Below are 15,133 nucleotides of genomic sequence, written 5' to 3'. Positions count from 1 at the left end.
TCTCCCTTTTCCAAAAATTTATTATTGAGCAATAGTAACTTCTTCTTTATTCAATTCATCAATCACCATTTTAAATAAGGTATAAGATTCCTTAGGAGCTGTGGCAATAATTTCACTAATTGATAATTGGTATGCATATTGTATCATCGGATGATTCAATAATTCTGGAGAATAAGTATTGAATATTTCCACAGCCAAAGGCTCCTCCATAATTTCCTTTAAGGTTGAATCCATTGTAAAACGCTCTCTATCTAAATTTATTTCTGTTGCATATTCATAAGAATAGGAGCCTGAACCTACTTCGATTGGTTGTTCTTTTTCTGGTAAATAAATAACTGCCGTTGTATTTGCTGGTATCTCTATATCAACTTTAATCTTATTGTCCCTACAAGACCAAGAACTTTTAATGGTACCATACATACTATCAAAGGATGCTTCTACAAATGTAATTCCTTTTATAAATTGTGGCTTAATGAGTATCTTCTTATATCCAGGCTCCAGTTGATTGATCCCGGCTAACTTTCGATACATCCATTCTCCTATTGCTCCGTAAGCATAATGATTTAATGAATTCATTCCAGATTCATCAAAATCCCCATTTGGCAATATCGAATTCCATCGTTCCCAAATGGTCGTAGCTCCCTTTTTCACAGCATATAACCAGGATGGATAATCTTCTTTTAAAAATAATGTACCTGCCAATTCATGAAGATTATTTTCTGATAAAGCATGACATAAATACGGTGTTCCAACAAATCCCGTCGTTAAATGATTTTTATGATTTAATATATTTTTTTCCAATGATTCTTGTATTCTTTTACGGTATTTTTCTTCTACCAAATCAAAGTGTAGTGCCAGTACACAACCTGTTTGGGTTTCAGAAACTAACCTTCCATTTGGTGTTATATATTCCTCATTGAATGACTTTTTAATAGACTCATATAATGATTGATAAGTTTGGGCATCGTTTGTTTTACCTAACACTTCAGCTGTCTCTTTTAATAAATGTGTAGAATAAGCATAATAAGCATTCGCTACGAAATAGGGATCAGTTGCTCCCGTTCTTTCTGTACTACATTCCTCTTTATCCAACCCAAGCCAGTCTCCATATTGAAAGCCAGCTTGCCATAATCCATTGCTTCCACAGCGGGAAGAAATGTAATCAACCCATCCTTTCATACTTTCGTATTGGTCTTCTAATATCCTTTTATCACCATAGGTCTGATATATTACCCAAGGAATAATAACTGCAGCATCACTCCAAGCTGCTGCCCCGTCTTGATTTCCTAATATATTTGGGACAACATGCGGAACTCCGTATTCCTCTGTTTGCTCTGAAGCTAAATCTCTCAGCCATTTAGTAAAGAAAGAAGCAACATTCATATTATAGGCAGCAGTCCCAGCAAAGACTTGTGCATCTCCTGTCCATCCCAACCTTTCGTCTCTTTGAGGACAATCTGTTGGAATGTCTAAAAAATTCCCTCGCTGACTCCATTGAATATTACTTTGTAACTGGTTCACAAGTGGATTAGACGTAATAAAAGTCCCCGTTTCCTCCATATCAGTATGCAATACACAAGCTACAAAATTAGGGAGATGAATAGCTTCTAATCCTTCTATTGCTATATAGCGAAATCCATGGAAAGTGAAATGTGGACGGAAAATTTGCTCTTCTCCATTGCAAATAAAATGATCTACTGATATTGCTTGACGAAGAGTTTCTGCATAAAAGTTCCCATTTTTATCTAATGTTTCCGCATGACGAATAGTAATCTTTTGCCCTTTCTGTCCAACAATTTTCAATTCTATAAATCCTGTAAGATTTTGACCAAAGTCTATTACCTTTTCTCCTTTAGGAGTAGTTAATAATTCTTTAGCTTCTAGTCTCTTTACTATTCTTACCGGTTCATTTTCCTGTCCCACTAGTAGACTCTTCTCAAATGGCATAGTAACGGCTTGGGAAGTGATTGACTCTGTGAAAGTTGTATCGATTGTTTCCCCCATATAAATTTCACTTGTTCGAATACTTCCTGTAGCCACTTTCCAACTATCATCTGTCTTAATGATCTCTTCTGATCCATCCTTATAAGTAATATGAATTTCTGCTAGTGCAGCCACCTTATCTCCATAGTGATTAGGAGTACATGTAAAACCAAATATGCCTTTATACCAGCCATTTCCCACTATTATTTCCACTTTATTGTTCTCTTGTAGCATGTTATCAGCGTTATATGTTTGATATTGAAGACGCTTATGATAGTTCGTCCATCCTGGTGCAAAATAGGTATCTCCGAGTTTTCTACTATTAATTTTCACTTCGTAAACTCCAAGTGCTGTTGCATACACTCTTACTTTTTCAATACGCTTATTCACAGTGAACTCTTTCACAAAAACAGGACATGCTGTTTCTTCTGGAGGTAACTGATGTGTAATAAAGTCTCCACTAAAGTTAGCGCCAGAGAGTAATCCGGTTTCAAAAGAACCATTCGCTATAGCGTGGTTCCCTTTATTATCCCAAACCTCTATTTTCACATCATATAAAGTACGGGCTTGTAATTCCAAACCTTCATAATCTACTAAAATCGATTTACTGCTTTCCTGTATGCCAGTATCCCAGCAAATTTTTCTATCATTTTGTACAATGATTCGGTAGCTTTCTTGCCATACATTTTGTTCATTTGAAGCGATTTTCCATGAAAATCTTGGCTTCTTAGTATCTAATCCTAAAGGATTCTTCTTGTATTCAATAGTTAAATTTTCTATTATCATCTTTCACCTCTCCTTTTTTAGTAAAAAAATACACTTACAGATGATTAGATAATCTCATTCCCCATTCATTTTGTTACCGCTTTCTTATTTTAAGATAAATTTTTATATTTTTATGGTAATATGCTCCTGAATTTAGTAATTTATTTTTATAAGTTGTTTTATTCAAAACGGAAAGGCGGTACTTCCATGTCTGATAAAGCTAATGGCACTTTAAAAAATCTTTGTAGAATTCTCTCTGGATCTTTTCATTTACCTATCTTTTTTGTACTACCAAATGGCGATATTTCATTTGAAGTGATTGGTGATAGAATCCTCAATCCGCTTTACAAAAATGATAAACAGTTACTTTTTACCTTACTAGATTTTAATCCTAAAGAGTATTACAACTTCCCAGTGATAAAAAAAACACATCTTTATGAAAACTATCTATTAATTAGTGTTATCGACAATAAGCAATTTGTGGGAACCATCATTATTGGACCTTCTCTCCCTTATGCTTTATTTGAACATACAATAACTGGACTAATTAATGATTTTCACGTTTTTGCAAAAAAGGAACAAGTATTTCATTATTTTAAGTCACTTCCCATTATTGAGAGTGAAAGGCTACTAAACATAAGTGCCATAGCATACCACTTAATTAATAACATTTTATTACCAATAAAATGGATTGAAGAAGAAAACAAACAATTTTTCCATAAAACAATTGACTATGATATTAATCTAGTGAAAAGCACTGCTAACAATCCCGTAGATCCTGCAGCAATGCATCATAACCCTTTACTAGAAAAGCAGTTACTCTCCATAATTAAAGAAGGACATATAGAGGAATTAAAAAATTTCACAAAATTAGGAGTAGAAAATACAGGTGTTCTTTCTAAATCAAGTTATATACGTTCACGGAAAAACATAGGAATTGCAGGGATTACCTTAGCCACTAGAGCTGCCATAGAAGGTGGCGTTCATCCTGAAGTTGCCTTTACTTTAAGCGATTTATTTATTCAACGATTAGAAGACATGAACTCTATCCAAGACCTTGAAAAAGTGCAATTGGAGGCTTTTTTTGCCTTCACCAATAACGTATTAAAGATTAAAACAAGTCAAAATTCAAAAACTATTACTAAATGTAAAAATTATATCTATAATAATCGTTACGAAAAAATTAGTCATGAGGATGTAGCAAATATTGCAGAACTAAGTCCTAGTTATTTTTCTGTATTATTTAAAAAAGAAATTGGTCTTTCAGTAAGCGAGTATATTCAGAAAGTTAAAATTGATGAAGCGAAGAATCTGCTTGAATATACTAATACCCCACTATCTGAGATTTGTTCTTTATTAAACTTTTCTGATCAGAGCTATTTTACAAAGGTGTTTAAAAAGCACACAAAAATGACACCAAAACAATACAAAGAAAATTATCATTTAGATAATAAATAGAGGGAGAACCAAAAACCCCTCTAAGGGAGAAAACCGGTTATTTCTGTTTCATCCCTAGAGGGTATTTCATTATTCTACTTCATATAATTAGTTATCATTTGTCCCATTTACAGCAGCAAGAATCTGATCAAGCATTTCTTCTGTAAATAGTCCATTACTCATTACTGCTGCATTGTGCATGGAGGTTCCCATAAACATCTCTTGCATACCTGCGCCTAAGCCGGCTGTTTCATCAAGGTCCACTTGCCCCATAGATTTCATAATTTCCGCTCCAATTGGATGTTCCAATAATTCTCCAAATGTGGAATGTCGATTTAACGTTTTCTTAATACTAACAGTTGATTCAACATAGATCTCTTCTTTTAGCAAAATTTCACGTGAAGATTTACCAACTAATATTTCAAAAGCTCCTGTCTCTACATGCCAATCTTTTATTGTAACATTGTAATAAGCAAATGCTCTCTTATCTAATTCAAATTCAACAGTAGTAGACTCTCCAGATTTTAATAAAACCTTTTTAAATCCTTTTAATTCTTTTTCTGGGCGAGGAATAGTTGCATCTACATCCTTCACATAAAGCTGAACAACTTCTTTCCCTTCCATGTCTCCCGTATTTGTCACTTTAACAGATACAGTAAGGAATTCATCATCTTTCATTTGTTTCTTATTTACTTGTAAATCGCTATATTTGAAAGTTGTATAACTTAAGCCATAACCAAACGGAAATAATGGCTCTACATCTCTTGTATCATAATGTCTATATCCTACAAAAACTCCTTCACGGTATTCTACCGTTTCTCCATTCCCTGGAAAATTTAAATAGGATGGATTGTGCACAAGCTTTTGTGGAAAAGTTTCAGCAAGTTTTCCACTTGGACTTATAACTCCAAACAAGATATCTGCAATAGCTCCTCCAATTGCTTGACCACCTAAATACCCTTCTAAAACCGCCTTCACCTTATTAAGCCATGGCATTTCAACCGGGGCACCGTTACTTAATACAACTATTACATTTTCTTGAACTGCCGCTACGGCCTCAATCAATACTCGATGATTTTCAGGAATTCTCATATGTTTGCGGTCAAACCCTTCTGATTCATATCTTTCAGGTAAACCGGCAAAAATTACCGCAATCTCAGCTTCTTTTGCATGTTTAACCGCATCCTGAATTAATTGTTCATCTATCTCATCACTATCCAGTAAATAGCCATCAGAGTAATCAAGCTTGATAGAGCTACCAGTAATTTTTTCTATTTCATCGTAAGCATTATCTACTTTTGTAGGATTAATATGTGAACTCCCGCCACCTTGAAATCTTGGACTTTTAGCGAAAGCACCAATAACCGAGATAGATGTAGGTTTTTTAATCGGTAAAATATGATCTTCATTTTTTAAAAGCACCATACATTCTCTTGCAACTTCTCTAGCCAATAGATGATGCTCCTCTTTGCTATATGTTATATCCTTTTTATTATCGATTGCTTTAAATATAATAGACAATATTCTTTCTACTGCTTCATCCAGTTTGTCTTCCGATAATTCCCCTGACTTAATCGCTTCTAGTATTTTCTTTTCGCCTAGTCCTCCACTTGAGGGCATTTCAAGATCTAACCCAGCATCCAATCCATCAGCTCTTTCATTCACTGCACCCCAATCAGAAACAACAATTCCTTCAAAGCCCCATTCTTCTTTTAAAATGTCAGTTAGAAGTTTTTTATTTTCTGAACAATAATCTCCGTTCACTTTATTATATGCTGACATTACTGACCAAGGTTTCCCTTCTTTTACTGCACCTTCAAAGCTAGCAAGATATATTTCCCTTAATGTTCGTTCATCAACAATCGCATCTATTCCCATTCGCTTATATTCTTGATTGTTAACAGCAAAATGTTTTAGCGAAGTTCCAATTCCATTATCTTGAACCCCTTTAATAAAGCTAGTTGATAGTTTACTTGATAAATAAGGATCCTCTGAAAAGTATTCAAAGTTTCGCCCGCATAATGGTGAACGTTTAATATTAACACCTGGCCCAAGAATAATAGACACATTTTCAGCTTGACACTCTTCTGCAAGTGCCTCCCCAACTTTATTGACCATTTCGTTGTCCCAAGAACAGGCTAATCCTGCAGCAGACGGAAAACAGGTTGAAGCAATACTTTTATTGATTCCTAAATGATCGGAAGCTCCTTCTTGTTTTCTCAGACCATGTGGGCCATCTGTCATCATAATCGATGGGATATTTAGTCTTTCAATTGCTTCTGTGTTCCAAAAGTCCTTACCAGAGCACAAACTCACTTTTTCTTCTAGAGTTAATTCCTTTATAATTTCTTGCACATTTCTTGTCATTTTATTTCCCTCCATTAATAATGCTCTCTATATAAGAATAAAGAAAAACTTACTTATTTTATGGTATTTTCATATTTTTTCTATAACTATTCTTATATACTATGGAAAATTTCACCCTGTTGAATCTTCAGGGATCAATCCGTTTAATGGCTACCTCTACTTAATAATAATTTATCCTCTTACACATTCTTAATTTATTTGCAGCACTTCTCCATCCTCAGATTGAGCAGTACAAGAATAAGTATATTTACCGCTAGCTAAGGAATATTCTTCCCCATTTGGTAGAATAAGCTGACAAGTAGTAGATACAGGCACCTCAATATTTATGGAAAATACTCCTGCTTTCAGCTCCCATTCTGACCTAGCAAGGCCATATGGTGTTTTAATACTTCCTTTGGCAAACGTTATATTTCCTCCAATAACTGGAGCAATTTTAAATTCTTTATACCCTCCACTAATTGGCTCAAGACCTACCATCCGCTTATATAGCCAGTCTCCCACAGCTCCATTTGCATAATGGTTAAATGAAACCATTCCACCATTTGATTCGTCATCTGATTTATTACCAGATAAATCACTAATATTAACGGTACCATCTGGTCGCAATGCATCCCATCTCTCCCATATTGTAGTACCTCCAGCTTTCACTTCATATAACCAGGAAGGACATCCTTCTTGTAATAATAAGTCATAAGCAACATCCACATATCCATTATCAGAAAGTGCAAAAAGTAAATATGGGGTACCTGTAAACCCAGTTGTAAGATGATTCCCTGCTTCTCGAATCAGACGAACTAAATTTTCTACCATTTTGTTTCTCTCTTTTCCTTCCACCATTTTAAAGTGCAGCGGCAAAACATAGGCAGTTTGAAATTCTTTTTTCAAAGTTCCATTTCCGTCTGTAAATACTTTTCGATATGCTTTAATGATGGATTCCTGCAAATCACGATAATGTTTCGCGTCATCAGAATAATTCAGTATCTCAGCAATTTGTGCAGCAAGATTACATGAATTAGCAAAATAAGCAGTTGCAACCCATTTTCCTTTCTTCATCCATTGCTGAACCGTTTCATCTGGTGCACACCAATCTCCAAAATGGAATGGAAATCGCCAGATATGACGTCCATGTGGCGTTACTGACATAAAGGACGACCACCATTTTGCTGCCTTTAGGAATTTTTTTATTGTTGGATACTGCCGAATAAGTAATTGTTTATCTCCTCTAGCCAAGTATTCGGCCCATGGAACTAAAATACAGCTATCACCCCAACAAGAATTAGCCATAATTGGCCAACTATCACCTGCCTGTGGAATAACCATGGGAATTCCACCACCTTGCCCTTGTTCTGCACGCATATCCATTAGCCATTTATCAAAAAAGCGACTAAGATCAAAATGATAGCAAGCTGTTGAAGCAAATACAGCAATATCCCCTGTCCAGCCTTGCCGTTCATCCCTTTGTGGACAATCGGTTGGAATGTCAATAAAATTCGAACGTCCTCCCCAACGAATATTACTATGTAATTGATTAATTAATTCATTGGAACATTCAAAACTACCGATTTCCTCAAAGTCTGAATGAAGTACGTAAGCAGTCAATTCTATATCGTCAGGTTCTATTCCGCTTACCCCCACATATCGAAAGCCCATATACGTTAATTTAGGGGAATAACTTTGCTCTCCTGTTTTACACACATACGTTGCAGATGCTTTTGCAGTACGTAATGATTTAACAAATAATTCGCCATCCACTAATACTTCAGCATGGCGGAATAGGATAGTCTGACCTTTCTTTCCCCGTATTTTTGCTGCTATAACCCCTGCAAAATTCTGTCCAAAATCATAGATAATTTCCCCGCTTGGTGATATATTATAATCTAATGGATACATTACTTCTTTCACTCGAACTGGCAGTCCATATTGAGCCAACAATTTAGGGTTTTTCCGAGGAGCTGTTATCGTTGCTTGGTTCCAAATTACAGAATTTAAATCTACCGTTGCATCATAATGCTCTCCATCGTACCATTCTGCCATTTGATAATTCCCATCTTCTGTTACTTGCCATGACTCATCTGTACATATAATTTCGGAAGTTCCATCCATATACTCTATATGCAGCTCACAAATTAACGCCTGACGATCTGCACTAATTTTATTTTTTCGCTTGTAATTGAATGAACCTGCAGCCCAACCACCACCGACTACTGCAATCAAGGTATTATTACTTTGAAGCTGTTTTTCCACCGGATAAGTTTGATACTGGATTTGATGATAATAAGAAGTTAGTCCTGGAGCAAAGTAATCTTCTCCTACCTTTTCTCCGTTAAGCATTAATTCATAGATTCCTAATGCAGTAGAATTTATCCAAGCTCTTCGAATCTGTTTTTTTATAGAAAAACGATAGCGAAATGTCATTGGTTTTGGTGAAACTTTTTTAGGAAAATCATAATCTCCATCTGTAATCCACTTCGCTCTCCACGGTGTATCCATTCTTCCCGTTGTAAAATAAGTGACAGCTTCTGCTTGTTCACCACTTGTTCCAATAGCCAAAATATGAACTTTATATTCAGTAAACGGTCTCATTTCTCCATCATATAAATTATTCAATTGATCTGTAGTTTCAATTTTCCAATTCCCCACTGTAATTGTTGCATTTTGAAGTGACTCTCCTAGATTATTTGATTCTAAAGAAAATGAAATATTTGGCTTTCTATCTGTAACACATCCTTTTGTTACACCCTCCACTTTAACAGACGCTATTTTTAGCATGATTTTCCTCCCGTCTAGCTGGAATTTCAGCCTGTTTCTTTTTAATATCCTTTTCCACCTTAAGCCTGGATAAGATAATAAGTAATAACACATTAGTAATTACTTCTAAACCTACAAATCCAAAGTAATAGCATTTTGGACAGTGGGGATTGAACCGCAATCAATTCTGCTAATTGCTTTTGATATGGTGCCACCTAACCAGAATAGATAGCACCCCATTAAAAATTTTTATTATTCCCTATTTATATACTTCTGTATTCAATCATGAAATTACTTATCTGCTATTCTTTTAAATATCTAATTCTGATACTATTTTCTTATATTCTCTCGTTTCTGTCGGAGCGTGTAATGGTTTCCAAACTTGAGCAAAAAACGGATCTACTTTTGCTCTTTCTCCATAATTCCAGCTCTTGCGCTCACATTCTGGGCACCAATGCCCACCTTCTAGCACTAAGCGTGGACTAGCATCAAAAGTATGTGAAAATGCACATTTAAAGGTTAATTTTGATTTCCAATCACCCATTTCCATTGTTTCAGATAAGCACTCACCACCACGAAATTTAGCTGCTCCTTTTACATCCTTTAAATCCAATTGACTCTCCGGTTTGTCCTCGTCATATCCATGATCGATAGGTATCACCTTGTCCCAATCTCGAAAGTGTTGAAAATCACTGTGCTTTTCAGGGATTTCTTCCCACGCTTCTCTGCTTCCCCAATATGCATCAATATGTTCTTCCACATTCTCCTCTATAAAGCGAACTGTACCATGTTCCGTTCTTGCTGGTTTTATAAGCATCTTTTTCATCATTTTCCCCATTAGTTTTTCACCAAATGGCAATTTACAGATGATTTTTGAAGCAGTTGCTTGCATTCCAAGATTTTCTAAATAGGCACGGTAAAAGTAATCCATTCCATCTCTACGGAAGTGAAGGTAGTTTTCCAATTTATCCGAATCTAAATAATATTGACCATGAAAATTTCTTGTTGCATACCATTTTGGATTAATGACATTATCTAAATTTTTAAAACCAATGGCTCCATATAATACTTGATACATTTCATAAGTGCTAACTCGACAGCTTTCCCCACCACCGATATTATAGATATGACCCCAAAATTCAGCTGGTAGTTTCCCCGTAAATTCATAATTACATAAATTACTCATTAACCTTCCCGAATCTCGATCAGAAACATATTCTAAAACATTATCTAAGCAGTTATGGAACATAATAGCATCCATAATCTTACTCATTGCAGGACCCATAATACCAGTTTGACGTAAACTTACCCAGTATTTTAATCCAGATTCAATCACCAAGCGCTCTGCAGCTACTTTAGACACAGCATAATAATCAAACATACTTGTTTTTATCGGATCACCAACACGCCCCCAATGAATTGGCGGCATTCTGTCTCCTGTTTCAGCAATAGTACCTATAAACACTAATTTAGTCACATCTTGTTGGCCATGAGCATAGATTGCATTTACTATATTTTTTACAGAACCATAATTAATTTCCATTGCTTTTTTAGGGTAGTAATCTGCGGCTGGTGATACAAAGGCTGCGATATGGAGAATAATATCCACATCCTTCACACACTCATTCACTAAATCTTCATTCAGAAGATCTCCATACTTGATTGTTACCTCGCTATATGCCTGATATGGTTTCAAAATAGTACGACTTTCTTCTGTATCTAGAGCAAGGATAACAATTTCATATAAATCAATATCTTTTATCATTCGCTTCAAACTCTCTTGTCCCATGCCCCCTGTTCCACCAGTAATAAAAACTCTTTTTTTAGTCATGTTCATTTTCCTTTCTATTTTGATTGTCTACATCTCTAAAATGCAATACTTGTCGTTTATTTATTATCTTTAGGCAGTGGAGGCAATTTATCTTTCTTTAACATGTGCATTAGACCTCTGAATAGGTTACCGTTAATTATTTCAATTAACCCTTCTGCAAGCCGATAATTAAACCGCCCTGAGCTTGAAACAGTCATAGAGCGAATACTGTTATTAGGCAACATTTTCATTAAGAACATGCCGTTTTTCCGTTCCATATCTCTTTCTGGTCCTTCTTCCATCCTTTTTGAGCGATTAAACTGCTTTTTTCCAACTCCTACAACGGATTTATAAAAAATTCGCCCAATAAATGAATTTTGCAGCTCATCCAATCGTGAATCCAGCGAATACTTTTGGCTCCCATTATTCAGTGATGGAATTTGCCTACCTAAAAGCTGTTCAAATTCTTCTATTTTAACTTCTCTTAATCGTTCTACATTATAGTAGCAAGGAAGTATTTCACTAGAATAAGGACTTGAAATAGGCTCAACACCCTCAATGATATATGAGCTTTGCAATCGAATATCTTCGGAAGAAGCCGCCACTAACAACGAATATTCACCATTTTCTAAAACCCACTTTTTTTCCTTGATATGGTAATAAGCAAGATCTTGTTTAGTAAAACTCATTTCTATAGGTTTGGTCTCACCTGGTTTCAAATAGACTTTTGCAAATGCACGAAGCTCCTTATCCGGTTTAAATACATCCGAAGTTGGATTAGCTACGTATAATTGGACTATTTCTGCCCCTTCATGTACTCCTATATTAGCGATAGTACAGCTGACATATATTGTGTTGTCTTTTTCATAATGTGCAATATCTGAATAGTGAAACTGTGTATAACTTAGACCATAACCGAAAGGATACTTGACACCTTTTCCTTTAAGTTTGTCAAAATAGCGATAACCAACATATATAGATTCTTTATATAGCTCTACTTTATTACGAATAAATTCATCGCCAAATGGAACATCCTTATATGTCTTCATCCACGTTTCTGCTAATTTTCCTGAAGGTGAGACTTCTCCAAAAAGTAACTTCGCTGTTGCTTCTCCTCCTGCTTGACCAGGAAGATACATATTTAATATCGCATCCATGTCTTTTTCAAATGGCATCTCTACTGGTGAACCACTAAACATAATAAATATGATTTTCTTCTGCATTTTTCTTAATTTAGTTAAGAGTGAAAGTTGATTACTAGGAAGGGCTAAATTATCTCGATCGTATCCTTCACTTTCTGTATAATCTGTTTGTCCTCCGAAGAAAAGAATCGTATCATAATTCTTTGCCATGTTGATTGCCTCATTCTCATAAGCTTCCTCAGGATCTATTTCTGATTCCCGATATCCAAGGACAAACTCATAATTAATCTGCCTTGCATCAAACGCAGTCTTTGAGCTAATTAACTTGGTTGGATTGACTAAAGAGCTGCCTGCACCTTGAAATCGCATTTTATCGAATAATTCTCCGATGATAAGATACTTCTGATTTTTGGCCAGTGGTAGACTACCTTCGTTTTTCAATAGTACAGCTCCATCTGTTGCAATTTCGCATGAGAGATTGTGATGTTCTTCTTTATTGAATTCCGCACCTTTTTTAATTGGAGAAGTTCGTTGGATAAGCTGTAGTATATTTGACACAGCTTTATCTAAATCTTTCATCGATAGCTCTCCACTATTGGCTGCGTCAATAATTTGTTTTCTAAAAAAAGTGCAATCACCGGGCATTTCTAAGTCCATTCCAGCTTTTATGCCTTCTACACGATTAGATACTGCACCCCAGTCACTTACAACTGCTCCATTAAATCCCCATTCTTCCCTCAATATTTCTGTCAGTAATTCTTTATTCTCAGCACAATAAGTACCATTAACCTTGTTATATGCACACATAACCGTGGCTGGTTGACTTCGCTTCACAACCATTTCAAACGCTTTCAAATATATTTCTCTTAAAGCCCGCTCGTCAACAACAGAATCCCCCATAAATCGATAGTTTTCATTATTGTTTACTGCAAAATGTTTAACAGAAACACCGACACCTTCTTTTTGTACTCCATTTACAAATGCAGTACCAAATTCACCTGAAATGAGGGGATCTTCTGAATAATATTCAAAATTCCTGCCACATCTTGGATTTCTTTTTATATTAATAGATGGACCAAGTAATAGGTTAACACCAAAATGCTGACTTTCTTTTGCTATCGCTCTTCCCATTTCCTGGGCATTATTTAAATTCCAACTTGATGCTACTGTTGCTCCAGTTGGAAAAGAAGTAGTTTCTTCACTTTGATTTAGTCCTAAATGATCTGCTTTTTCCCCTTGTTTCCTTAAACCACAAGGTCCATCTGTCATATATATAGAAGGAATAGATAGCCTTGGAATATCATTTGTTTTCCAAAATTCCGTTCCGGCTAATATTGCTGCTTTTTCCTCAACTGTCATGTTAAGAAGTAAATCATTAATTGTCTTCACAAAGTTCTATCTCCCTTCTCTATTTACAGCTATTTTATCCAAATTAATCAGATTTTTATTTTATATTTGTTAGCTAAATTATAAATATGTTTGAAATTCAGCTTGTATTTTTTCAACTATGATGCTATTTTGATAAATAGAAAACACTTTCATTTATTTTTACAAACTAAATCTTTTTTAAGGGGGATAATTAGAAATGAAAAAAATGACAACTATTTTAAAACTCCTTTATCAATCTACATTAATCCCTTCCTATATCTACAAATCAAATGAAAAGATACACTCATTTCCTGAGCAAGAAAGCTATATATTACCACCAGTTGAATATACAAAAAAAATGATGCAATCAAGCAAAAAAATTTCTTACTTATCCACTTCTTTTTTTGCCTATTATGGTGTTATAAAAATAAAGAATATGACGGACTCTTCGATTATTGTTGGACCAGTTAGCCAAATCCATTATTCCAAAGATACCTTACGAACGATGAAAAAGGAATTTGTCATTTCTGAACATAATTCCATGCAATTTGATGATTTTTTCAAAGCTATTCCACCAATGCAGTTACAGCAATTTCTCAACCATTTAGTTACCATTCACTTTTTAATTAATGAAGAAGAAATCAAATACATAGATTTAATAGAGCTGGGATCGGAAAACATTTCAATCAAAACGAAACAAACAAAAAATATATATGAAAAGAAAGAAATAAGTTATTTCAACAATTCATATGATGTAGAAACTAGAATGCTAAAATATGTGGAGTTAGGAAATAAAGAAGGGCTAGATCAATTTATTGAACAACCATTTATTACACATGAAGGAGTCATGGCAAGAGATAATTTACGCCAGGCAAAGAACACATCTATTGTAACAATTACATTAATCACACGTGCAGCTATAAGAGGAGGATTAGATACAGAGGCTGCCTTCCAATTGTCCGATCTTTATATTCAACAGGTCGAACAGCTCACTTCGCTTGAATCCATTCAAAACTTGAGCCAAGAAGTCTTATACCATTTTACAAAAAAAGTAGCAGAAGTAAAATTTAGCCTAACTGACAATCCGGATCTAAAAAAAATAACCCAATATATTATGAAAAATACAAATCAAATGATTACCGTGAACAATATAGCTGAACATTTTGGATATAGTAGGACCCATTTATCTTCCAAGTTCAAAAAAGAAATGGGCATAAAATTAAGTAGCTTTATCACTGTCTGCAAATTGGAAGAAGCCAAGAATTTATTATTATATACCAATAAATCAATCAGTAATATTAGTAATTATCTATGCTTTTCCAGTCAGAGCCATTTTCAAACTGTCTTTAAAAAAAATTATGGGATTACTCCAGTCTCATTTAGGAAAAAAATGAGGATAGAACTAAATTAAATAATGAACTGTAAAGGTGAATACTTCTAATTCCGCTATTATGTACGGTAAGCGTTCTCGTATAAAAAATGAAATTAGTGGAGCCTAAGACCATATAGTAAA

7 protein-coding genes are annotated in these 15,133 nt (G+C 34.8%); 2 read left to right on the top strand and 5 right to left on the bottom strand.

What is annotated here, in order from left to right; translation table 11 throughout:
• Positions 1 to 21: 21 nt before the first annotated feature.
• The gene (locus NSS71_RS00850) at positions 22 to 2,769 is read right to left on the bottom strand and encodes a family 78 glycoside hydrolase catalytic domain (RefSeq protein WP_341151191.1); all 2,748 of its coding nucleotides are present in this window, start codon (positions 2,767 to 2,769) and stop codon (positions 22 to 24) included.
• 186 nt (positions 2,770 to 2,955) lie between these two features.
• On the opposite strand from NSS71_RS00850, the gene NSS71_RS00845 reads away from it, so the two are divergent.
• The gene (locus NSS71_RS00845) at positions 2,956 to 4,206 is read left to right on the top strand and encodes a helix-turn-helix domain-containing protein (protein ID WP_341151190.1); all 1,251 of its coding nucleotides are present in this window, start codon (positions 2,956 to 2,958) and stop codon (positions 4,204 to 4,206) included.
• Positions 4,207 to 4,293: 87 nt separating this feature from the next.
• Here NSS71_RS00845 and NSS71_RS00840 read toward each other — a convergent pair whose 3' ends face one another.
• From NSS71_RS00840 to NSS71_RS00825, 4 genes are all read right to left on the bottom strand, one after another.
• A complete protein-coding gene (locus tag NSS71_RS00840; RefSeq protein WP_341151189.1) occupies positions 4,294 to 6,552 on the bottom strand; it encodes a glycoside hydrolase family 3 C-terminal domain-containing protein in 2,259 nt (752 codons plus the stop codon).
• Positions 6,553 to 6,741: 189 nt separating this feature from the next.
• Complete coding sequence (locus tag NSS71_RS00835) at positions 6,742 to 9,321, bottom strand: alpha-L-rhamnosidase (protein WP_341151188.1); 2,580 nt, start codon at positions 9,319 to 9,321, stop codon at positions 6,742 to 6,744.
• A 289-nt stretch (positions 9,322 to 9,610) separates the two neighbouring features.
• Positions 9,611 to 11,131 carry an NAD-dependent epimerase/dehydratase family protein gene (locus NSS71_RS00830; protein ID WP_172866576.1) on the bottom strand — a complete coding sequence of 507 codons (1,521 nt, stop codon included), beginning with the start codon at positions 11,129 to 11,131 and terminating at the stop codon, positions 9,611 to 9,613.
• A 56-nt stretch (positions 11,132 to 11,187) separates the two neighbouring features.
• The gene (locus NSS71_RS00825) at positions 11,188 to 13,641 is read right to left on the bottom strand and encodes a glycoside hydrolase family 3 C-terminal domain-containing protein (RefSeq protein ID WP_341151187.1); all 2,454 of its coding nucleotides are present in this window, start codon (positions 13,639 to 13,641) and stop codon (positions 11,188 to 11,190) included.
• A gap of 196 nt (positions 13,642 to 13,837) precedes the next feature.
• On the opposite strand from NSS71_RS00825, the gene NSS71_RS00820 reads away from it, so the two are divergent.
• Positions 13,838 to 15,031, top strand: a complete 1,194-nt coding sequence (locus NSS71_RS00820; protein ID WP_172865657.1) for a helix-turn-helix domain-containing protein — start codon at positions 13,838 to 13,840, stop codon at positions 15,029 to 15,031.
• Positions 15,032 to 15,133: the final 102 nt, after the last annotated feature.

The sequence above is a fragment of the Niallia sp. FSL W8-0951 genome (genome assembly GCF_038006525.1).
Lineage (GTDB): Bacteria > Bacillota > Bacilli > Bacillales > Cytobacillaceae > Niallia > Niallia circulans.
The sequence above is the reverse complement of the archived record's forward strand: the minus strand, read 5'-3'. Positions and strand labels throughout refer to the sequence as shown.